This window comes from Streptomyces sp. NPDC058579, from assembly GCF_042718575.1.
Lineage (GTDB): Bacteria > Actinomycetota > Actinomycetes > Streptomycetales > Streptomycetaceae > Streptomyces.
The window spans coordinates 27,837-48,380 of the sequence record NZ_JBHXPI010000032.1 but is presented as its reverse complement, the minus strand read 5'-3'; the positions used below and the strand labels follow the sequence as shown (position 1 = coordinate 48,380).

The following is a 20,544-nucleotide window of genomic DNA, read 5'->3' as shown; positions in this document are numbered from 1 at the left end:
GGCGGCCCCCCCGGGGGGTTTGTTTTTTCCCACTCCCTTACCCCCCCCCCCCCCCCCGCGCCCCCCCCCCCCCCCCGCGCGCGGCCCCCGACTCGCGTCGTGGGGTCGGCGTCAGGCGCGGTAGATCGACTCGATCTCGTCCGCGAAGTCCTTCGCCACCACGTTCCGCTTCAGCTTCAGCGACGGCGTGATGTGGCCCGCCTCCTCGGTGAACTGCGCGGGCAGGACGCGGAACTTCCGTACCGACTCGGCCTTCGACACCGCCGCGTTGCCGTCGTCCACCGCGCGCTGGACCTCCGCGAGCAGCTCCGCGTCGTCGCGCAGCGTCGCCGCCGTCGAGCCCGCCGGCTTGCCGTGCTCGCTCGCCCAGCGGCCGAGGAACTCCTCGTCCAGGGTGACGAGCGCGCCCACGAACGGCCGCCCGTCGCCGACCACCATGCACTCCGCGACCAGCGCGTGCGCCCGGATCCGGTCCTCGATGACCGCGGGGGCGACGTTCTTGCCGCCCGCCGTCACCAGGATCTCCTTCTTCCGGCCGGTGATCGCGAGGTAGCCGTCCTCGTCCAGGGTGCCGATGTCGCCGGTGTGGAACCAGCCGTCCGCGAGCGCCTCGGCCGTCGCCGCCTCGTTCTGCCAGTAGCCCGAGAAGATGTGCTCGCCGTGCAGCAGCACCTCGCCGTCGTCGGCGATCCGCACCACCGAGCCCGGCAGCGGCTGACCGACCGTGCCGATCTTCTGCCGGTCCCACGGGTTGAACGCGGTCGCCGCGCACGACTCGGTGAGGCCGTAGCCCTCCAGGACCGTGAAGCCGATCCCGCGGAAGAAGTGGCCGAGCCGCTCACCCAGCGGCGCGCCGCCCGAGATCGCGTACTCGCCGCGCCCGCCGAGCACCGCCCGGAGCTTGGAGAAGACGAGCTTGTCGAAGATCTTGTGCTTCAGCTTCAGACCGAACGACGGGCCCTGCGGGGTGCCGATCGCCCGGCTGTACGCGATCGCCGTGTGCGCGGCCTTGTCGAAGATCTTGCCCTTGCCGTCCGCCTGGGCCTTGGCCCGCGCCGAGTTGTAGACCTTCTCGAAGACGCGCGGCACGCCCAGGATCAGCGTCGGCCGGAAGGAGGCCAGCTCGTCCGTGAGGTTCTTGATGTCCGGTACGCAGCCCAGCTTGATGGGCGCCATCACGGACGCGACCTCGACGAGCCGTCCGAAGACGTGCGCGGCGGGCAGGAAGAGCAGGACGGAACACTCGCCGGTCCGGAAGAGCGGCTTCAGGCGCTCCACCACGTTGCCGCACTCCGCGAAGAACGCGCGGTGCGTCAGGACGCAGCCCTTGGGGCGGCCGGTGGTGCCCGAGGTGTAGACGATCGTCGCCGGGTCGTCCGCGTGCGCGGTCGACATCCGCTCGTCGAGCAGCTCGTCGGAGACGTCCGCGCCGGCGGCGGTGAGCCGGGCGACGGCGTCGGCCTCGATCTGCCAGATGCCCTTCAGGGCCGGCAGCTCGGCCCGTACCGACTCCACCGCCTCCTCGTGGGCCGCGGACTCGACCAGGACGAGCGAAGTGCCCGAGTCGCCGAGGATCCACTGGATCTGCTCGGGCGAGCTGGTCTCGTAGACCGGCACGGTGACCGCGCCCGCGCTCCAGATCGCGAAGTCGAGGAGCACCCACTCGTACCGCGTCCTGGACAGCAGGGCCACCCGGTCGCCGGGCTCCACGCCCGCCGCGATCAGTCCCTTCGCGGCTCCTCTGACCTCGGCGAGGAACTGCTTGGCGGTGACGTCGGTCCAGACGCCGGCCACCTTGCGTCCCATCACGGCGGTGTCTGGGTGCTGAGTGGCGTTGCGGCGGATGAGATCCGTCAGATTGCCGTCCGTGGGGACCTCGTACAGGGCCGGAAGGCTGAACTCGCGCAAGACTGCTGCTCCTCATCGGGCGCCGGCGCCACGGCTCTGTGTAATGCACCGGTGCGGTCCAAGATCGGGCAGGTGCTCAGTGGGGTGAGCACAACTGGACTGCCCGGACGTTACCCATCAGTACTGGGTTCCCGATAGGGGGTCCTGGTCAGATGTTCCGTGCGTCACACAGCTGTGGCGGTGCTCCGCGCACAGTAGTCCACAGCTTTCACGACTCGGAAGTAACCGCAGGTCCGACGCCCTACGCTGACGGCATGAGGATCAACGTGGTCAGCGACGTGCACGGGAACAGCGGGGCCCTCGCGAAGGCGGGTCAGGGGGCGGACGCCCTCGTCTGCCTCGGTGACCTGGTGCTCTTCCTCGACTACGCCGACCACAGCCGAGGCATCTTCCCCGACCTCTTCGGGGTGGAGAACGCGGACCTGATCGTCGAGCTGCGCACCGCCCGCCGCTTCGACGAGGCCCGTGACCTGGGGCGGCGCCTCTGGTCGGAGCTCGCCCTCGACCGCGACACCGCGATCGAGGGCGCGGTGCGCCGCCAGTACGAAGAGCTCTTCGCCGCCTTCCCCACCCCGACGTACGCGACGTACGGGAACGTCGACATCCCGGGCCTTTGGCCCGAGTACGCCCGCCCGGGGACCACGGTCCTGGACGGCGAGCGGGTCGAGATAGGCGGGCTCGTCTTCGGCTTCGTGGGCGGCGGGCTGCGGACGCCGATGCGCACGCCGTACGAGATCTCCGACGAGGAGTACGCGGCGAAGGTCGAGGCGCTGGGTTCTGTGGACGTGTTGTGCAGCCACATCCCGCCGGACGTCCCGGAACTGACGTACGACACGGTCGCCCGGCGCTTCGAGCGCGGCAGCCGGGCGCTGCTCGACGCGATCCGGCGCACCCGGCCCCGGTACGCCCTCTTCGGCCACGTCCACCAGCCGCTGGCCCGGCGCATGCGGGTCGGGGGCACGGAGTGCGTGAACGTGGGTCACTTCGCGGCGACGGGGCGGCCGTGGACGCTGGAGTGGTGACGGGGCGCCGGTGACGGCGCGATAGCCTTCGAGTCGGCACGTTCGTGCCGTGAACTTCCGCGAGAACGTCCGCCGGACCGCACAGTGACCGCACAGTGGAGGAGCCACCACGATGGCTGAACACACCAGCTCGAGCATCACCATCGAGGCGGCGCCGGCCGACGTCATGGGCGTCATCGCCGACTTCGCGCGCTACCCCGAGTGGACGGGCGAGGTGAAGGAGGCCGAGGTCCTGGAGAAGGACGAGGCCGGCCGCGCGGAGAAGGTACGGCTCCTGCTCGACGCGGGCGCGATCAAGGACGACCACACGCTGGCGTACACCTGGACCGGCGACAACGAGGTCTCCTGGACGCTGGTCAAGTCCCAGATGCTCCGCGCCCTGGACGGCTCCTACCAGCTGGCCCCGGCGGGCGACGGCACGCGCACCGAGGTGACGTACCAGCTGACGGTGGACGTCAAGATCCCGATGCTCGGCATGATCAAGCGCAAGGCGGAAAAGGTCATCATCGACCGCGCCCTGGCGGGCCTGAAGAAGCGCGTGGAATCGGGCGAGTAGCCAGACGCGCGGGGGCGTTGCCCACCAGGCCCTCCTGTGTGGGCAGTCGTCCCGCCCAGCGGAACGACCGCCCACAACCCGGAGGCGGGGGAGTCGCCCATGAACCGGGTCCCGGGCCGGGCCGGTAACGTTGCGCCGTATGGGGATCTTGCTTGTCACCGGGGCCGGGGGGGCCGGGCGGAGTACCGTCGCCGTGGCCACCGCGCTCGCCGAGGCTCACGCCGGGCGGCGCGTGCTGCTCGTTTCGGGGGACGTCGACGAAGGACTCGGGGTGGACGTCCTCCGGCCCAGGCCCGCCGCCGACTTCCGGCGGGAGTTCCTCGCCCTGCAGGAACGCTCCGCCACCGCCCTCGACCTCCTCGGCGCCGCCCCCTTCGAGGACGCCGAGCTCACCGAGCTTCCGGGCAGCGCACCCTTCGCCCTCCTCCGCGCCCTGCGCGATGCCGCCGCACGGCCAGACCTCGACCTCGTCGTCGTCGACCTGCCCCCGCTGCTCGACGCGATCGCCCTCCTCGCCCTGCCCGAGCAGCTCCGCCGCTACCTCCGCCGCCTCCTGCCCCCCGAACGGCAGGCCGCCCGCGCCCTGCGCCCCATGCTGGCCCAGCTCGCCGGCGTCCCCATGCCCGCGCAGTGGCTCTACGAGGCGACCGCCCGCTGGGAGGCCGAGCTCGCCGCCGTCCAGGCCGTCGTCGACGCCCCCACCACCGCCGTACGCCTGGTCGTCGAGCCCGGACCCGCCGCGACCGACACCCTGCGCACCGCCCGCCTCGGGCTCGCCCTGCACGGCCTCGCTCTCGACACGGTCGTCGCCAACAAGCTGCTCCCCGCCGAGTCCCAGGACCCCTGGTTCGCCGCCCTGACCGCCCAGCAGCACGAGCACCTGGCCCGGCTCCGTACCGGACACGACGGAGCCGTCCACGCCCTCCCGCACCTCGGCCGGGACCCGCGCGGCGCCGAGGACCTCGCCCTCCTCGCCGTCGACACGAAACCCGCCCCCGCCCCCGAGTGGACGGTCGAGGACCACCGCGCCGAGGACGGCATCCTCGTCTGGCACGTCCCGCTGCCCGGCGCCGTCAAGGAGGAGCTCTCCCTCGTCCGGCGCGGCGACGAACTGCTCCTCGCCGTCGGCCCGTTCCGCCGCAACGTCTCGCTCCCGCCCGCCCTGCGCCGCTGCACGGTCGCCGGGGCGGGGCTCGTCGACGGAGATCTGAGGGTCAGGTTCGCCCCGGACGCCGGTCTCTGGCCGAAGGCCCCCTGAGGACGTGTACCGTCGACGGTATAAGCCGTAAGGAGTACGCCATGAGCGATCAGGACGCCTGGGCCAAGGCGTGCGCCGAGGACCTGGAGGCCGAGAAGGCCCGCCGCCGCGCCGCCGCCGGCGCGGAGCCCGGCTCGGCCGCCGAGGAGTTCCGCAGGCTCTTCGACGCCGTCGCCGACAAGGTCTCCACCCTGCGCGGCCCGCTCGCGGGCATGGCCGCCCAGGGCACCGTGCAGCAGTTCGTCAACCAGGCGAAGGCCGCCGTCGAGCCGATCATCGAGCGCAACCCGCAGGTCTTCGACCACCTCGCGGCCGCCGGGAACGAGCTGCTCGCCGCCTACCGCTCGGCGGTCGAGAACCACGAGACCCGCTGGACGCGCGACGAGCCGAACGACCCGCGCAGGGACGAGACCCCGAAGGGCTCCCCGAAGGACCCCGAGGCCGAGGACGACGGGCCCGGACCCGGGCGCCCCATCGACCTGGACTGATCAGTACGGGTGGCCCCCTCGGGTACGGTTGGCCCTAGCGGGGCTCGACCGAAAACTGAGGGACACATGGGACTCACCATCGGCGTCGACATCGGCGGCACGAAGATCGCGGCCGGCGTGGTCGACGAGGAGGGCAACATCCTCGACACGCACAAGGTGCCCACCCCGCCGACCCCCGAAGGCATCGTCGACGCGATCTGCGCCGCTGTCTCCGAGGCCGGCAAGGGCCATCAGATCGAGGCTGTCGGCATCGGTGCCGCGGGCTACGTCGACGACAAGCGCGCCACCGTCCTCTTCGCGCCGAACATCGACTGGCGGCACGAGCCGCTGAAGGACAAGGTCGAGCAGCGGGTCGGCCTGCCGGTCGTCGTCGAGAACGACGCGAACGCGGCGGCCTGGGGCGAGTACAAGTTCGGCGCGGGCAAGGGCCACGAGGACGTCATCTGCATCACCCTCGGCACCGGCCTCGGCGGCGGCATCATCATCGGCAACAAGCTGCGCCGCGGCCGCTTCGGCGTCGCGGCCGAGTTCGGTCACATCCGGGTCGTCCCGGACGGCCTGCTGTGCGGCTGCGGCAGCCAGGGCTGCTGGGAGCAGTACGCCTCCGGCCGCGCCCTCGTCCGGTACGCCAAGCAGCGCGCCAACGCCACGCCCGAGCGCGCCGAGGTCCTCCTCGGCCTCGGCGACGGCACGCCCGAGGGCATCGAGGGCAAGCACATCAGCCAGGCCGCCCGCGCGGGCGACCCGGTGGCCATCGACTCCTTCCGCGAGCTGGCCCGCTGGGCCGGCGCCGGCCTCGCCGACCTGGCGTCGCTCTTCGACCCGTCCGCCTTCATCGTCGGCGGCGGGGTCTCGGACGAGGGCGAGCTGGTCCTCGACCCGATCCGGAAGTCCTTCCGCCGCTGGCTGATCGGTGGCCAGTGGCGCCCGCACGCCCAGGTCCTCGCCGCCCAGCTCGGCGGCAAGGCCGGCCTCGTCGGCGCGGCCGACCTGGCCCGCCAGGGCTAGCCATCGAGTAGCACGTCCACTCGTACGTCCACCCGCCCGTCGCGTCCTCTGGGGAGCGGCGGGCGGTTGTCGTATGTTGCAGGGCATGGCGATCACCCCGCTGCCCGACTCCCGCACCGAGGCGGACGGTTCGGCCGTCGTCCGGGTCCTGAGCTACAACATCCGTTCGATGCGGGACGACGAGGACGCCCTCGCCCGCGTCGTCCGGGCCTGCGCGCCCGACCTCGTCCTCGTCCAGGAGGCGCCCCGGTTCTTCCGCTGGCGCAAACACGCGGCCCGGCTCGCCGCGAAGAGCGAGCTTGTCCTGTTGAGCGGCGGCGCGACGGCCGCGGGGCCGCTCCTGATGTGCTCGCTGAGGGCCACCGTCGAACGCACCGAGGACGTGCTCCTGCCGCTCACCCCCGGGCTCCACCGGCGCGGCCTCGCCACCGCCGTCGTACGGTTCGCGGGCGCCCGGGTCGGCCTGATCAGCTGCCATCTGAGCCTGCGGAGCGAGGAGCGGTACGCGCAGTCAGGGATGCTCCTCGACCGGGTGGCCGGGATGGACGCCCCGCACGTGATCGTGGCCGGAGACCTCAACGAGCGGCCCGGCGGCCGGAGTTTCACCCGGCTGACCAAGGAGCTCCAGGACGGCTGGGAGGTCAGCCCCTGGGGCGGCGAGTACACCTCCACGCCCGACGACCCGCACCAGCGCATCGACGCGATCCTGGCGACGCGCGGTGTGGAGTTCCTCGGCTGCGGCGTCCCCCAGGACCTCGACGGCCTCGACCCGGCGGACCTGCGCGCGGCCACCGACCACCTGCCGGTCCTGGCCGCCGTACGGCTCCAGGCCTCCTGAGCTCGTGAGTTCCTGAGCTCCTGAGTCCCTGAGCCGTACGGCCGGTATACCGACACCCCGCCCGGACCCGCGGGGGGGGGCGCCCCCCCCCCCCCCCGCCCCGGGGGGGGGCCCCCCCCCCCGCCCCGCGCCCCGGGTCGTCGTAGCCGTCGTCATCGTCGTCGTGCTTCATCCGGCCGACGAGCGTCGCGAACCCGCCCAGGAAGCCGCCCACGCACACCGTCGTGAACCACCACGTCATGTCCCACTGGAGCAGGACGGCGAGGAGCAGCAGCACCGGGCCGCCGATCACGCCCAGCCACGCGAACTTCGTCGTCGCGTCCGCCTCCGGCAGCGGCGGGGGCTCCGGCGGGACGAAGTGGCCCTCGCCGTCGTCGTCCTTCTTCGCCTTGCCGGTCTTCTTGCCGTTCCCGTCGGCCCCGCCGTCCGCGTCCGTCTCGCCGGGCTCGGCGTCCGGGTCGGCCAGTTCGTAGTCCCGGGGGCCGCCGCCCACGCCCACACCGACGCCGGGCGCGAAGACGATCGAGCTGCCGAGCGCGGGCTTCGCGGGCCCGTCCCGGTCCTCGTCCTCCTCGCCGTCCTCGTCCTCGTCGGCGTCCGCGTCACCGGCGCCCTCACCGTCGCCGTCCACCGGCTCCGGGAGCGCCAGGTCCTCCACCGACCGGAACGGCTTCGCGCCCGGAGGGTCCACCGGCTCGTCGCCGTACCCGGCGACGATCGCGGCCCAGGCCGCCTGCTCGTCGATGGGTTGCGGGTCGCGCTCCCCGTCCTGCTGCTCAGCCACCGCTCGTGCTCCCCTTCTCCCCGACGACATCCGGAGCGAGCCGGCCGACGAACGCCCAGCTCTCCTCGAAGATCCGCTCCGCGTCGTGGTCCAACGTCGCCACGTGGTAGCTCTGTTCCAGCAGGAGCTCCTTCACGTCCGTGGAGGAGATCCGGCTGAGCACCCGCGCCGAGTCCGCCGGCGGGACCACGTGGTCCTGCGGGCTGTGCAGCACCACCACCGGCTGCGTGACCTGGGGCAGCTCCGCGTCCACGGTCCGGAAGAACTGGCGCAGGGAGTGCGCCGCGTGCAGGGGCACCCGGTCGTAGCCGACCTCCACCGCGCCCTCCTTGGCGATGTCGCTCGCGATGCCCGGCGCCGAGCGGACGAAGTGCCGGGCGACCGGCAGCGCGTGCGCGGCCAGGCCGTGCACCTTGTTGCCCGGGTTCACCAGCACCAGACCGCGCACCGCGTCCCCGTGCTTGGCCGCGAGGCGCAGCGCCAGCGCCCCGCCCATGGAGAGGCCGAAGACGAAGACCTGCTCGCAGCGGGCCAGAAGCTCGCCGAGCTCGCGGTCCACCTCCGCGTACCAGTCGTGCCAGGTGGTCAGCTGCATGTCCTCCCAGCGCGTGCCGTGTCCGGGCAGCAGGGGCACCGACACCGTCAGCCCGCGCTCGGCCAGGTACTCGGCCCAGGGGCGCATCGACTGCGGGGAACCGGTGAATCCGTGACAGAGAAGGACGCCTACCTTGCCGCCGTCGTGGCGGTACGGCTCGGCTCCAGGAAGGACCGGCACCGGGGTCTCCTGTTCAGGGGGTTCGGCTTCGAGGAGGGCGGGGCTTCGACGAAGCGAGGGCATAAAGGGGAAGGACTTCACGGTACGCGACCGGACCGACACCCGACCAGGTCCGAATCCACGAAGGTGCCCCGTCCTCGGCCGCACCGGCGCGGGTGGGCGGGAAAAGGCGGGATAAGGTCTGTCCGACGGCACACGGAAGGTACTCGAGTTGATCTACGGCGCAATGAAGTTCTCCATCGGCGGCTCCCTGAAGCTCGCCTTCAGGCCGTGGGTGGAGGGCCTGGAGAACATTCCCGCCGAGGGGCCGGCGATCCTCGCGAGCAATCACCTGTCCTTCTCGGACTCCTTCTTCCTGCCCGCCGTCCTCGACCGCAAGGTCACCTTCATCGCCAAGGCCGAGTACTTCACCTCGCCCGGTGTGAAGGGCAAGCTCACCGCCGCCTTCTTCAAGGGCGTCGGCCAGCTCCCCGTGGACCGCTCCGGCGGCAGGGGCGCGGGCGAGGCGGCGATCAAGGCCGGTATCGAGGTCATCGAGAAGGGCGGGCTCTTCGGCATCTACCCCGAGGGCACCCGCTCGCCCGACGGCCGGCTCTACCGGGGCAAGCCCGGCGGCCTCGCGCGCGTGGCCCTGGCCACCGGCGCGCCCGTGATCCCGGTCGCCATGATCGACACCGAGAAGATCCAGCCGCCCGGCAAGGTGGTGCCCAAGCTGATGCGCCCGGGCATCAGGATCGGCGAGCCGCTCGACTTCACCCGCTACCAGGGCATGGAGGGGGACCGCTTCATCCTGCGCTCGGTGACCGACGAGGTCATGTACGAGATCATGAAGCTGTCCGGCCAGGAGTACGTCGACATCTACGCGACGGCCGCCAAGCGTCAGATGGCGGAGGCCGAGAAGGCCGCCAAGGAGGCCGTGAAGGCCGAGATCGCGGCACGGGAAGAGTCCGGCGCCTGACCCCTGCTGGGGAGGCGCCGTCCGGGGGGTGGGGGAGATGGCCAAGCGCGAGCGTGTCGTGCGGATGTCGGTCGAGCAGCCGTTGTGGCGCGCGCTCACCGCGTACCGCGTCCTGACGATGATCTATGCCGTCCTGATCTTCGTCTTCGGCCGGGACCGCTACGAGCGGCCCTGGGTCGCCGTCGCCTTCCTCGCGTTCCTCTGCGTCTGGACCCTGGCGACGCTCCCCAAGGTGGCCAACGCGGCCGGCTGCACCAAGCGCTTCCTCGTCGCGGACCTCACCATCGCCCTCACCGGCATCCTGCTGACCCCGCTCGCCGACGAGCAGGCGCGCACGGTCGACAGCCCCACCCTGCCGTCCATATGGACCGCCGGAGCCGTCCTCGCGTACGCGATCAAGGGCGGCTGGCGCTGGGCCGGGTTCGCCTCCTCGCTGGTCGCCGTCGCCAACATCATCGAGCGCGCCCACCCCACCCGGGACACGCTCCACAACGTCCTGCTCGTCTGGGTGGCGTCGATCGCCATCGGGTACGTCGTCGAGGTCGCCCGCGCCTCCGAGCGCACCCTCGCCCGCGCCCTGGAGATCGAGGCCGCTACCCGGGAACGGGAACGGCTCGCGCGGGACATCCACGACAGCGTCCTGCAGGTCCTTGCGATGGTGCAGCGGCGCGGCACCGCCCTCGGCGGCGAGGCCGCCGAGCTGGGCCGGATGGCCGGGGAGCAGGAGGTCGCGCTGCGCACCCTGGTCGCCGGCGGACTGACCCGGCCCTCGCTCGTCTCCGAGGACGAGTCGGAGGGGGCGGTGGTCCGGATCGTCGAGGAGCCGGACGACGACTCCCCGGTCGACCTGCGGGCCCTGCTCGCGCCGCGCGCCGGGGCGCGGATCACGCTCTCGGACCCGGGCGCCCCGGTCCTGCTGCCGCCGCCCGCCGCCCGCGAACTGGCCTCCGCCGTCGGCGCGGCCCTGGACAACGTCCGAGTGCACGCGGGCGAGGAGGCCCAGGCGTGGATCCTGGTCGAGGACTGGCCGGACGAGGTGATCGTGACGGTACGGGACGACGGCCCCGGCATCCCCGAGGGACGGCTCGCGCAGGCCGAGGGCGAGGGGCGGATGGGGGTCGCCCTCTCCATCCGCGGCAGACTGCGCGACCTGGGCGGCACGGCCGAGCTGATCTCGGTACCGGGCCAGGGCACCGAAGTGGAACTGAAGGTCCCGAGGGACACACGGGGGAAGGCGGGAACGCGATGAGCGAGCAGCGGACCGAGCAGCAGATCAGAGTGATGGTCGTGGACGACCATCCGATGTGGCGGGACGCGGTCGCCCGCGACCTCGCCGAGGCGGGCTTCGACGTGGTGGCCACGGCGGGCGACGGCGAGCAGGCCGTGCGCCGCGCCGGGGCGGTCGGCCCGGACGTCCTCGTCCTCGACCTCAACCTGCCCGCCAAGCCGGGCGTCCAGGTCTGCAAGGAACTGGTCGGCGCCAACCCCGCGCTGCGGGTCCTGGTGCTCTCCGCGAGCGGCGAGCACGCCGACGTCCTGGAGGCGGTCAAGTCCGGCGCCACCGGCTACCTGCTGAAGTCGGCCAGCACGGCCGAGCTGATCGACGCCGTGCGCCGTACGGCCGTCGGCGACCCCGTGTTCACGCCCGGCCTCGCGGGCCTGGTCCTCGGCGAGTACCGCCGGCTCGCCTCCGAGCCGCTCCCGGCCCCCGGGGCCGACGAGCCCGGAGCGCCCCAGCTGACCGAGCGCGAGACCGAGGTCCTGCGTCTCGTGGCCAAGGGCCTGAGCTACAAGCAGATCGCCGAGCGCCTGGTCATCTCGCACCGGACCGTCCAGAACCACGTCCAGAACACGCTCGGCAAGCTCCAGCTGCACAACCGCGTCGAGCTCGTCCGGTACGCCATAGAGCGCGGCCTCGACGACGCCTGACAAATCACCCTTCGCGCTGTGTCGGAGTGAGCCACGTCACTATTAGCGTGGGTCGCGCATCCCGTCCGCCACGGCGAAGGAGATCTCCATGCGCGTCGGCGTACTGACCGGGGGCGGCGACTGCCCCGGTCTCAACGCGGTCATCCGCGCCATCGTCCGCAAGGGCGTCCAGGAGTACGGCTACGAGTTCACCGGGTTCCGCGACGGCTGGCGCGGACCCCTGGAGGGTATCGGCGTACCGCTCGACATCCCCGCCGTCCGTGGCATCCTGCCGCGCGGCGGCACGATCCTCGGCTCCTCCCGCACCAACCCGTTCACCGCCGACAACGGCGTCCGCCGGATCAAGGAGAACCTCGCCAAGTACGAGATCGAGGCCCTGATCGCGATCGGCGGCGAGGACACCCTCGGGGCCGCCGCCCGGCTGGTCGACGAGCACGGCGTCCCCTGCGTGGGCGTCCCGAAGACCATCGACAACGACCTCTCCGCCACCGACTACACCTTCGGCTTCGACACGGCCGTCGGCATCGCCACCGAGGCCATCGACCGGCTGCACACCACCGCCGAGTCCCACATGCGGGTCCTGGTGGTGGAGGTGATGGGCCGACACGCGGGCTGGATCGCCCTGCACTCCGGCCTCGCGGGCGGCGCCAACGTCATCCTCATCCCCGAGCAGCGCTTCGACCTCGACCAGGTCTGTGCCTGGGTCACCTCGCGCTTCCAGGCCACGTACGCCCCGATCGTGGTCGTCGCGGAGGGTGCGATGCCACGGGACGGGGACGCGGTCCTCAAGGACGGCACCCTCGACTCGTACGGACACGTCCGGCTCTCGGGCGTGGGCGAGTGGCTCGCCAAGGAGATCGAGCGCAGGACCGGCAAGGAGGCCAGGACCACGGTCCTCGGCCATGTGCAGCGCGGCGGCACGCCCAGCGCCTTCGACCGCTGGCTCGCGACCCGCTTCGGGCTGCACGCGATCGACGCCGTCCGGGACGGCGACTGGGGGCGGATGGTCGCGCTGCGCGGCACCGACATCGTCCGCGTCCCGATCTCGGAGGCCACGGCCCGGCTCAAGACGGTCGATCCGGCGCTGTACGCGGAGGTGGGCGTCTTCTTCGGCTGAGCGCCGCGGGCAGGGGCGGCAAGCCACGCGGCCCGCTCCCGGGGACCGTATATTCGCCGGTAACCAGACAATTCCGGCAGAGCCCCCGGGAGCGGATCCGTGGAAATCCTGGCATTCGGTGTGCAGGCCGACGAGAAGCCGCTGATCGAGAAGGCCTTCGCGGGACACCACGACGTCCGCTGTCTGGACGTGTTCCTCACCGAGGACACGGCCGCCATCGCGACCGGCTACGAAGCCGTCTCCACCAGCGTCAACGCCGACCTCGGTGCCCGGGTCCTGCGTACCCTCGCCGCCGGCGGGACGAAGCTGATCGCCCAGCGCTCCACCGGCTTCAACAACATCGACCTCGACGTGGCCGCCCAGCTCGGCCTCACCGTCGCCCGGGTCTCGTACTACTCGCCGTACTCCGTCGCCGAGTTCGCCTGGACCCTGGCGATGGCCGTCAACCGGCGGATCGTCCGCGCCTCCAACCGGACTCGCGACTTCGACTTCCGGCTCGACGGGCTGATGGGCCGCGACCTGCGCGGCCGTACGGTCGGTGTCCTCGGCACCGGGAAGATCGGCGAGGGCTTCACCCGGATCGCCCACGGCTTCGGCATGAACCTCCTCGGCTGGGACGTCGCCGAGAACCCCGCGTGCGTCGAGCTCGGCATGAAGTACGTCGAGAAGGAGCAGCTCCTCGCCGAGTCCGACCTGGTCAGCCTGCACGTGCCGCTGCTCCCGGCGACCCGGCGCGTCATCGACGCGGCCGCCCTGCGGATGATGAAGGACGACGCCATCCTGGTGAACTCCAGCCGGGGCGGCCTCATCGACACCGAGGCCCTGGTCTCCGAACTCCGCGCGGGCCGCTTCGCCGGCGTGGGCCTCGACGTGTACGAGGCGGAGGCGGGGCTCTTCTTCCTCGACAAGTCCCTGGAGGTCGTCGAGGACGACACCCTGGCCCGCCTGGTGACCTTCCCGAACGTGGTGGTCACCTCGCACCAGGCGTACTACACCGTGGACGCGGTCGGCCAGATCGTGGACACGACCGTCCAGAACGTCCTCGACTACGCGGCGGGCCGCCGCAGCGAGAACGTCCTGGTCCCGGCCGAGTCGTAAGCCTCTCCGGCCCTAGACGAGCACGCCGGCGAGCAGGGAGGCGGTCAGCTCCGCCCCTTCCATCGTCAGCACCGACTCCGGGTGGAACTGCACCCCCGCGAAGCCCGGCCCGCGCAGCGCGTGGACCTCGCCCGTCTCCTCGTCCCGGCTCACCTCGATCCGGTGCAGGGCCAGCTCGGTGGCGGTCCGCTCGTCGCAGCGGGCCGTGAAGCTGTTGTAGAAGCCGACCGTCCGCTCCTGCCCGAAGAGATCGATCCGCACCTGCGCGCCCTGGAACGGGGTGCGCTTGCGGACGATCTCCAGGCCCAGTTCGGCCGCGATCAGCTCGTGGCCGAGGCAGACGCCAAGGAGACCGTGCCGGTGGTCCCGTACGAGATCGGCGGTGAGCCCGCGCAGGAAGCGCATCTTCGGATCGGCGGCGTCGGACGGATCCCCAGGCCCCGGGCCGAGCACCACAGGGCCTTCGTGGGCGAGCGCCAGCTCCCGCAGCCCCGGCTCGTCGTAGCGGACGACGGAGACCTCCAGGCCCGAGGAGCGCAGCAGGTGCGCGAGCATCGCGGTGAAGGTGTCCTCGGCGTCGATCACCAGCGCGTGGCCGGTCAGCTCGGCGGACCTGACCTGCATCCGCAGCCAGAACGGCGCCAGGTCGGCCCGCCGGGCGTCCAGCGCCGCCCGCACCCGGGGGTCGTCCGCGAGCCGGGTCGCCACCGGTGCCTCGTCACGCGGCCGCCCCTCCCGCACACCGAGCGCCGCGAGCACCCCGGCCGCCTTGGCGTGCGTCTCGGCGACCTCGCCGGCGGGGTCGGAGTGGCGTACGAGCGTGGCGCCGACCGGCACGCGCAGGGCCCCGTCGCGGGAGATGTCGGCGGTACGGATGAGGATGGGCGAGTCCAGGGTCTGGAGGCCGTTCTCGTCGGTGCCGAGCAGGGCCAGGGCGCCCGCGTAGTAGCCCCGTCCGCCGGCCTCGTGCCGCTCGATGACCCGGCAGGCGTTCTGCACCGGGGAGCCGGTGACCGTCGCCGCGAACATGGTCTCCCGCAGCACCTCCCGTACGTCGAGGGAGGAGCGGCCGCGCAACTCGTACTCGGTGTGCGCGAGGTGCGTCATCTCCTTGAGCCGGGGCCCGACCACCACCCCGCCCATGTCGCCGACCGTGCACATCATCTTCAGCTCCTCGTCGACCACCATGGAGAGCTCCTCGGTCTCCTTGCGGTCCGCCAGGAACGTCAGCAGGTCCTCGGGGGTCGGCGCGGCCCCGGCCGGGTAGCGGTACGTGCCGCTGATCGGGTTCATGACGACCGTCCCGCCGGCCATCCGCACGTGCACCTCCGGGCTCGCGCCGACCAGGGTCCGGTCGCCGGTGTGGACGACGAAGGTCCAGTACGCGCCCCGCTCACCCGCGAGCAGCCGCCGGAACAGCGCGAGCGCGTCGGCGCGCCCGAAGCCGGGGATCTCCCCGGTGTACGTCCGTCGGATGACGAAGTTGGCGCCCTCGCCCGCGCCGATCTCCTCCTCGATGACCCGCCGCACGGTCCGGGCGTACGCCTCGTCCGACACGTCGAACCCGCCGCCCTCGACCCGTACGGCGTGCGTCGGCAGCTGTTCGAGCGCGTCGGCGAGCGGCAGCTCGTACGTCTCCTCGGCGACGAGGACGGAGAGCGGGGTGCCGTCGTCACGGACGTCGAATCCGCGCTCACGGATCTGCCGGAACGGCACCAGGGCGAGGGTCGGCAGGGCCCCGACGGGCAACTCGGCGAGCCGCTCGGCCTCGTGCACCGCGCCGATCAGCACCTCGACGGTGTCGTGGTCACGACCGGGGGTGCGCCTGCGGAGCAGGGCGAAGGGAGGGCAGGAGTCGTCGAGGAGACGGGAGAGGTCCATGGGGTGTGTTCCTTCCGGTGGTGCGGAGAGGAACGGCCCTGGGAACGCAGAAGGCCGCCCTCTCGGGCGGCCTTCGCGTGTGGTGTGGGGGTACGCGCAGTCAGTGGGCCGCCGGAGGAGCGGTCCACCACCAGTTCAGGGTCGTCTGCGCGAACATGCGAGCACTGTAACGCAGCCGGGCAGCGCGAAGGGGCCCGGTTCACACCGTGGACGGTGCGAGCCGGGCCCCAGGGGCCGACCTGTGGATCAGAAGATCAGGTTGTAGATCTGCCAGCCGCTGCCGACCTTGGTACGGGTGGCGTACGGGGCGGTCGCGCTGCCGGTGCCCTTGTAGTACCAGAGCGCCCCGGTCGTGTCGCGGGCGATGAGGTCGACCTTGCCGTCGCCGTTCAGGTCGCTGGGGCCGACGAGCTGGTTGTAGGCCTGCCAGCCGGCGCCGACCTTGGTGCGCGGGGCGAACGGCGTGGTGGCGCTGCCGGTGCCCTTGTAGAACCAGAGGACGCCCGCGGCGTCGCGGGCTATCAGGTCCGCCTTGCCATCGGCGTTGAGGTCGCCGGTGGAGACGAGCTGGTTGAACGCCTGCCAGCCGGCACCGACCTTGGTGCGCGCGGCGAACGGCACGGCCGGGTTGCCCGTGCCCTTGTAGAACCAGAGCACGCCGGACTTCTCACGGGCGATCAGGTCCGGGATGGTGTCCCCGTTCAGGTCGCGCGTGCCGACGATCTTGTCGTACGCACCCCAGCCGGCACCGGTCTTGAGCCGGGCCTTGAACGGCGCGGAGGGGTTGCCGGTGCCCTTGTAGTACCAGAGGATCCCGGCGGCGTCCCGAGCGACCATGTCGCCCGTGCCGTCCGCGCGCAGCGCGGTCATCGGGGTGACGGCGTTGAACATGTTCCACCCGGCGCCGACGCGGTACCGCGTGAGGAACGGCGCGGAGGCGCTGCCGGTGCCCTGGTACTGCCAGAGAACGCCGGAGGCGTCGCGGGCGAGGAGGTTGTAGCGGTTGGTGCTGGTGACGGGCGCGGTGCCGGGCACTTCCTGGACCTCGGACGCCTTCACCCATGCCAGGCGGTGGTGGTACTGGATCGGGATGTAGACGTCGTTGCCGATGACGTTCTTCTGGGCCGACCCGAACCAGTCGTCGCCCTTCACTGCGGGGCCGGCCTTCGCGTAGGCCACGCCGGACGCGCCGGTGGTGAACTTGTACTTCGACAGATAGTTCGGGTTGTCAGTCGGAGCCTCCAGGCCCGCGGCGGTGTACGCGGCGGTCTCGGGGTAGGCACGCCCGTAGATCTTGACCGTGACACCGGCCTTGGCCTTCACCTGGGTCGGCGCGCTGGTCACCGGCACGGTGAACTGGCCGCCGGGGTTGCGGAACCAGGCCTTCTGACCGGCGTACCAGATGGCGGTCCAGTCGCCCTGGGTCTCGGCGACGACATAGGTGCCGCCCGCCCGGACCTTGTTCGCCCAGTTCGAGCCCTGGGACCAGAGCGCGGAGAAGTACGGGTCGGTGATCGTGGCCGCGCTTGTCGACGGCGACGAGTAGAGGTAGCCGAAGTTCGCGGGCTGGGCCTTGGCGGTCTTGTTCGTCTTCGACGCATCGTCGTAGTACGTCAGCGTCGGCTGGTTCGCCGTGGTGAACGGGGGAACGACGCGGACCACCTGGCCGACTCGGAGCAGGCCGCCGGCGCCGCCCGCGCCCGTGGGAGCGCCGAGCTTCGCCATGAACCGGTTCCAGTCCCAGAACGGGCCCGGGTCCCAGTGGGTCTTGCTGATGTAGCTGTCGAGCTGCACGCCGATCTCGTCGTGCCCGATGATGTGCTGGCGGTCCACGGGGATGCCGTACTTGGCAGCCAGGAACTTCACAAGGGCCGCAGAGGACTCGTACTGCGGCTCCGTGTACCAGCCGCCGCCGCCCTTGATGGCGTAACCCTCGTGCTCCACGCCGATGGAGTGCATGTTGAGGGTCCAGTTGCCCCCGTGCCATGCCAGGTTCTTGTTCTCCACCAACTGCGTGACGAGGCCGTCAGAGGCGCGGATCAGGTAGTGCGCGCTCGCCTTCGTCGCCGGGTTGGTGAGCGCGGCGAGCGAGCCGGCGTAGCCGCCCTCCGTGTCATGAATCACGATCTGCCGGATGCTGACGCCCTGGCCGTCGGGCCGGGATGCCGCGGTGAAGGTCGGGGAGGCAACGAAGTTGCAGTTCAGCCCAACCGGGCACTCGACAGCCGGTGCGTCGGTCGTGCTCGCGAAGCTCGCCGCGAGCGGCACGTTCGACGGCTTGACGGGCTGCACTGAGGGATCGGCCGGCAGGACCACTCGCTCGCCGTCGGTGGTGACCTCGACCTCGCCCGTCTTGATCGACTCGAAGACGCGCTGAGCGAAGAGGTCGGAGCCCTTCTTGTCGGGCGACTGGCTGTAGCGTGCCACGGCCGGGTACCAGGCGCCGGGGTCGTCCGGCAGGTTGCCGGTCGCCTCGTTCTGGTAGTCGGCGAGCAGGGCCGCGCCGGCCCGGATGCTCTCCGACGTGTTCTTCTGCAGGGAGTCGGTGGAGCTGTCGATCAGCTCGGCGGCCTTGTCGAGGGTGTGCAGCCGTGGGTCGTCGGTGTCGACGGTCTCCTTCGGCAGGCTGCGCAGCGCCTTGGCGGCATCGAAGGTCTTCTCGATCTCCGCCTTGCCGCTCCGGTTCATGTGCTCGAGCCGGTGGTCGTCGGCCTCGGACTCCAGGTCCTCGGGATCGACCTTCGTCAGGCCCATGACGTTGTACGCGCCGGTCGTGCTCGGCTCGCCGTCATGCGACTCCCACCGCGTCTGCCGGTAGGACACCGCCATCAGCACGCTCTTCGGAACGTCGAACTCCTCGGCGGCCGCCGCGAACTGCGACTGCAGGGACGATTCCCCGCCCCCCTTGTCGTCCGAGGAGCCCAGCACGCCCGGAGACGCGACGGCGATCGTGCCGATCGTCGCCGTCGCGACGACGGCCGCCGCCGCGCCGTAAAGCAGCCGTCTTTTCTTGCGGTCCCTGCGGTGCCCCTGGCTCACGCCCACCCCTGTGAAGTATTTAGGCCTCAGATGTTTAAACGCGCGTGAGGGTAACACCACTCGATGGGGTGATGATCGCCATCGGATACGACGGACGCGTGTCTCAGCCATTGGGCGGCGCGATGGACACGGCGCCGGACACCGTAATGTGGTGGTTGTGACCGTGAACGCTAAGACCACCGCAACCGGTGGCAACACCTGGCGAGACCTTCCCGCGGCGCAGCAGCCTGAGTACCCCGATGCCGAGGCTCTGCGCGATGTGATCGCGGACCTCGAGTCGTATCCGCCGCTCGTCTTCGCGGGCGAGTGCGATCAGCTGCGCGCCCGAATGGGAGCCGTCGCCCGGGGCGAGGCGTTCCTGCTCCAGGGCGGCGACTGCGCCGAGGCCTTCGACGCCGTCTCCGCCGACCACATCCGCGCCAAGCTCAAGACGCTGCTCCAGATGAGCGCCGTCCTCACGTACGCGGCCTCCGTGCCCGTCGTGAAGGTCGGCCGCATCGCGGGGCAGTACTCCAAGCCCCGCTCCAAGGGCACCGAGACCCGCGACGGGGTGACCCTGCCGACCTACCGCGGCGACTCCGTCAACGGCTTCGACTTCGACGAGAAGTCCCGCATCCCGGACCCCGAGCGCCTGAAGCGGATGTACAACGCCTCCGCCTCCACGCTCAACCTGGTGCGCGCCTTCACCACCGGTGGCTACGCCGACCTGCGCCAGGTGCACGCCTGGAACCAGGACTTCGTGAAGTCGTCCCCGTCGGGTCAGCGCTACGAGCAGCTGGCGCGCGAGATCGACAACGCCCTGAACTTCATGAAGGCCTGCGGCACCGACCCGGCCGAGTTCAAGGCCGTCGAGTTCTACGCCTCCCACGAGGCGCTGCTGCTCGACTACGAGGGCGCCCTCACGCGTACGGACTCGCGCACCGGCAAGCTGTACGACACCTCCGGCCACATGGTCTGGATCGGTGAGCGCACCCGCCAGCTCGACCACGCCCACATCGAGTTCGCCTCGCAGATCGCGAACCCGATCGGCATCAAGCTGGGCCCGACGACCTCGGTCGACGACGCGCTGACGTACATCGACCGGCTCGACCCGGACCGTGAGCCGGGCCGGCTGACCTTCATCGTCCGCATGGGCGCCGACAAGGTCCGGGACAAGCTCCCGGAGCTGGTCGAGAAGGTCACCGCCTCCGGCGCGACCGTCGCCTGGGTGACCGACCCGATGCACGGCAACACCTTCGAGGCGGCCTCCGGGCACAAGACCCGGCGCTTCGACGACGTGCTCGACGAGGTCAAGGGCTTCTTCGAGGTCCACAAGAGCCTCGGCACCCACCCGGGCGGCATCCACGTCGAGCTCACCGGTGACGACGTCACCGAGTGCGTGGGCGGCGGCGACGAGATCTTCGTCGACGACCTGCACCAGCGCTACGAGACGGCCTGCGACCCGCGGCTCAACCGGAGCCAGTCGCTGGACCTGGCGTTCCTGGTGGCGGAGATGTACCGCGATCAGTAAGTAGCTTCGTACGACGATGGGGCGCGGATCGCTGTGATCCGCGCCCCATTCATGTGCAGAGCTTTACACCTCGTAGGTGCCGGGTAAGGTTAGGTTAGCCTTATCGATCCGGCGGGAGGTGAATCCGCGTGTACGTCTGCTCATGTTTCGGTGTCACCGAGAAGCAGGTCAAGGAGCACGCGGACGCGGGCGCCTGCACGCCCCGCCAGATCGCCTCCGCCTGTAAGGCGGGTACGGACTGCGGATCCTGCGTAAGGCGCATCCAGGCCATACTCGGACGCGGCAACTGCCCGCGCCGGGAGCTGCTGGACCAGGGCATGCCCGCCCTGACCGCGGAGATCGGCGAACCGGACGAGCTGTCCGAAGCCGCCTAGA

Annotated in this window: 18 protein-coding genes and 1 pseudogene; 13 read left to right on the top strand and 6 right to left on the bottom strand. The window is 71.3% G+C overall.

Going from position 1 to position 20,544, the window contains the following annotated elements; genetic code table 11:
• Nucleotides 1-111: 111 nt before the first annotated feature.
• Nucleotides 112-1,908, bottom strand: a complete 1,797-nt coding sequence (locus ACFWRO_RS27635) for an AMP-dependent synthetase/ligase (protein WP_384514297.1) — start codon at nt 1,906-1,908, stop codon at nt 112-114.
• 254 nt (nt 1,909-2,162) lie between these two features.
• Here ACFWRO_RS27635 and ACFWRO_RS27630 point away from each other — a divergent pair, with 254 nt between their 5' ends.
• From ACFWRO_RS27630 to ACFWRO_RS27605, 6 genes are all read left to right on the top strand, one after another.
• Nucleotides 2,163-2,930 (top strand): metallophosphoesterase, encoded by a 768-nt coding sequence (locus tag ACFWRO_RS27630; RefSeq protein WP_384514295.1) that lies wholly within the window; start codon nt 2,163-2,165, stop codon nt 2,928-2,930.
• A 112-nt stretch (nt 2,931-3,042) separates the two neighbouring features.
• On the top strand, nt 3,043-3,486 hold the full coding sequence (locus tag ACFWRO_RS27625) for an SRPBCC family protein (protein WP_384514294.1): 444 nt from the start codon (nt 3,043-3,045) through the stop codon (nt 3,484-3,486).
• A gap of 139 nt (nt 3,487-3,625) precedes the next feature.
• Nucleotides 3,626-4,744, top strand: a complete 1,119-nt coding sequence (locus ACFWRO_RS27620) for an ArsA family ATPase (RefSeq protein ID WP_384514293.1) — start codon at nt 3,626-3,628, stop codon at nt 4,742-4,744.
• Nucleotides 4,745-4,785: 41 nt separating this feature from the next.
• Complete coding sequence (locus ACFWRO_RS27615) at nt 4,786-5,232, top strand: DUF5304 domain-containing protein (protein ID WP_384514291.1); 447 nt, start codon at nt 4,786-4,788, stop codon at nt 5,230-5,232.
• Between the two features lie 66 nt (nt 5,233-5,298).
• Nucleotides 5,299-6,240 carry an ROK family glucokinase gene (locus ACFWRO_RS27610; protein WP_362013370.1) on the top strand — a complete coding sequence of 314 codons (942 nt, stop codon included), beginning with the start codon at nt 5,299-5,301 and terminating at the stop codon, nt 6,238-6,240.
• An 85-nt stretch (nt 6,241-6,325) separates the two neighbouring features.
• Nucleotides 6,326-7,078, top strand: coding sequence for an endonuclease/exonuclease/phosphatase family protein (locus ACFWRO_RS27605; RefSeq protein WP_384514289.1), 753 nt, complete (start codon nt 6,326-6,328; stop codon nt 7,076-7,078).
• A 121-nt stretch (nt 7,079-7,199) separates the two neighbouring features.
• On the opposite strand, the pseudogene ACFWRO_RS27600 reads toward ACFWRO_RS27605, so the two are convergent.
• Both ACFWRO_RS27600 and ACFWRO_RS27595 read right to left on the bottom strand, forming a co-directional pair.
• Nucleotides 7,200-7,862 (bottom strand): annotated as a pseudogene (locus ACFWRO_RS27600) (hypothetical protein); the annotation flags it as partial.
• The gene (locus ACFWRO_RS27595) at nt 7,855-8,637 is read right to left on the bottom strand and encodes an alpha/beta hydrolase (RefSeq protein ID WP_384514287.1); all 783 of its coding nucleotides are present in this window, start codon (nt 8,635-8,637) and stop codon (nt 7,855-7,857) included. The pseudogene ACFWRO_RS27600 and the gene ACFWRO_RS27595, both read right to left, overlap by 8 nt.
• Nucleotides 8,638-8,863: 226 nt before the next feature.
• Between ACFWRO_RS27595 and ACFWRO_RS27590 the strand changes: the two genes are divergently transcribed.
• From ACFWRO_RS27590 to ACFWRO_RS27570, 5 genes are all read left to right on the top strand, one after another.
• Entirely contained in the window at nt 8,864-9,595 is a 732-nt protein-coding gene (locus ACFWRO_RS27590; RefSeq protein ID WP_384514375.1) for a lysophospholipid acyltransferase family protein, read from the top strand.
• A gap of 37 nt (nt 9,596-9,632) precedes the next feature.
• The gene (gene macS / locus ACFWRO_RS27585) at nt 9,633-10,844 is read left to right on the top strand and encodes a MacS family sensor histidine kinase (RefSeq protein ID WP_384514285.1); all 1,212 of its coding nucleotides are present in this window, start codon (nt 9,633-9,635) and stop codon (nt 10,842-10,844) included.
• Nucleotides 10,841-11,524 (top strand): response regulator, encoded by a 684-nt coding sequence (locus tag ACFWRO_RS27580; RefSeq protein ID WP_384514284.1) that lies wholly within the window; start codon nt 10,841-10,843, stop codon nt 11,522-11,524. Before macS ends, ACFWRO_RS27580 begins: the two co-directional genes overlap by 4 nt.
• 88 nt (nt 11,525-11,612) lie before the next feature.
• Nucleotides 11,613-12,641 (top strand): 6-phosphofructokinase, encoded by a 1,029-nt coding sequence (locus ACFWRO_RS27575; protein ID WP_384514282.1) that lies wholly within the window; start codon nt 11,613-11,615, stop codon nt 12,639-12,641.
• Nucleotides 12,642-12,740: 99 nt separating this feature from the next.
• Nucleotides 12,741-13,739 (top strand): 2-hydroxyacid dehydrogenase, encoded by a 999-nt coding sequence (locus ACFWRO_RS27570; protein WP_384514280.1) that lies wholly within the window; start codon nt 12,741-12,743, stop codon nt 13,737-13,739.
• A gap of 12 nt (nt 13,740-13,751) precedes the next feature.
• Here ACFWRO_RS27570 and ACFWRO_RS27565 read toward each other — a convergent pair whose 3' ends face one another.
• The 3 genes from ACFWRO_RS27565 to ACFWRO_RS27555 all read right to left on the bottom strand — a co-directional run bounded on the left by ACFWRO_RS27565 (nt 13,752) and on the right by ACFWRO_RS27555 (nt 18,659).
• Nucleotides 13,752-15,620, bottom strand: a complete 1,869-nt coding sequence (locus ACFWRO_RS27565) for an anthranilate synthase family protein (protein ID WP_384514279.1) — start codon at nt 15,618-15,620, stop codon at nt 13,752-13,754.
• Between the two features lie 100 nt (nt 15,621-15,720).
• Complete coding sequence (locus ACFWRO_RS27560; RefSeq protein WP_384514372.1) at nt 15,721-15,777, bottom strand: trp operon leader peptide; 57 nt, start codon at nt 15,775-15,777, stop codon at nt 15,721-15,723.
• An 89-nt stretch (nt 15,778-15,866) separates the two neighbouring features.
• Nucleotides 15,867-18,659 (bottom strand): N-acetylmuramoyl-L-alanine amidase, encoded by a 2,793-nt coding sequence (locus ACFWRO_RS27555; RefSeq protein ID WP_384514278.1) that lies wholly within the window; start codon nt 18,657-18,659, stop codon nt 15,867-15,869.
• 157 nt (nt 18,660-18,816) lie between these two features.
• Here ACFWRO_RS27555 and ACFWRO_RS27550 point away from each other — a divergent pair, with 157 nt between their 5' ends.
• Both ACFWRO_RS27550 and ACFWRO_RS27545 read left to right on the top strand, forming a co-directional pair.
• Entirely contained in the window at nt 18,817-20,169 is a 1,353-nt protein-coding gene (locus tag ACFWRO_RS27550; RefSeq protein WP_384514277.1) for a class II 3-deoxy-7-phosphoheptulonate synthase, read from the top strand.
• A 128-nt stretch (nt 20,170-20,297) separates the two neighbouring features.
• On the top strand, nt 20,298-20,543 hold the full coding sequence (locus tag ACFWRO_RS27545; protein ID WP_384514275.1) for a bacterioferritin-associated ferredoxin: 246 nt from the start codon (nt 20,298-20,300) through the stop codon (nt 20,541-20,543).
• The last annotated feature ends 1 nt before the right edge of the window (nt 20,544 follow it).

Excerpts from the sequence above, each read along its gene's own strand:
- ACFWRO_RS27630 (WP_384514295.1), top strand. The coding sequence starts at position 2,163 with ATGAGGATCAACGTGGTCAGCGACGTGCACGGGAACAGCGGGGCCCTC.
- ACFWRO_RS27625 (WP_384514294.1), top strand. The coding sequence starts at position 3,043 with ATGGCTGAACACACCAGCTCGAGCATCACCATCGAGGCGGCGCCGGCC.
- ACFWRO_RS27620 (WP_384514293.1), top strand. The coding sequence starts at position 3,626 with ATGGGGATCTTGCTTGTCACCGGGGCCGGGGGGGCCGGGCGGAGTACC.
- ACFWRO_RS27615 (WP_384514291.1), top strand. The coding sequence starts at position 4,786 with ATGAGCGATCAGGACGCCTGGGCCAAGGCGTGCGCCGAGGACCTGGAG.
- ACFWRO_RS27610 (WP_362013370.1), top strand. The coding sequence starts at position 5,299 with ATGGGACTCACCATCGGCGTCGACATCGGCGGCACGAAGATCGCGGCC.
- ACFWRO_RS27605 (WP_384514289.1), top strand. The coding sequence starts at position 6,326 with ATGGCGATCACCCCGCTGCCCGACTCCCGCACCGAGGCGGACGGTTCG.
- ACFWRO_RS27590 (WP_384514375.1), top strand. The coding sequence starts at position 8,864 with ATGAAGTTCTCCATCGGCGGCTCCCTGAAGCTCGCCTTCAGGCCGTGG.
- macS (WP_384514285.1), top strand. The coding sequence starts at position 9,633 with ATGGCCAAGCGCGAGCGTGTCGTGCGGATGTCGGTCGAGCAGCCGTTG.
- ACFWRO_RS27580 (WP_384514284.1), top strand. The coding sequence starts at position 10,841 with ATGAGCGAGCAGCGGACCGAGCAGCAGATCAGAGTGATGGTCGTGGAC.
- ACFWRO_RS27575 (WP_384514282.1), top strand. The coding sequence starts at position 11,613 with ATGCGCGTCGGCGTACTGACCGGGGGCGGCGACTGCCCCGGTCTCAAC.
- ACFWRO_RS27565 (WP_384514279.1), bottom strand. The coding sequence starts at position 15,620 with ATGGACCTCTCCCGTCTCCTCGACGACTCCTGCCCTCCCTTCGCCCTG.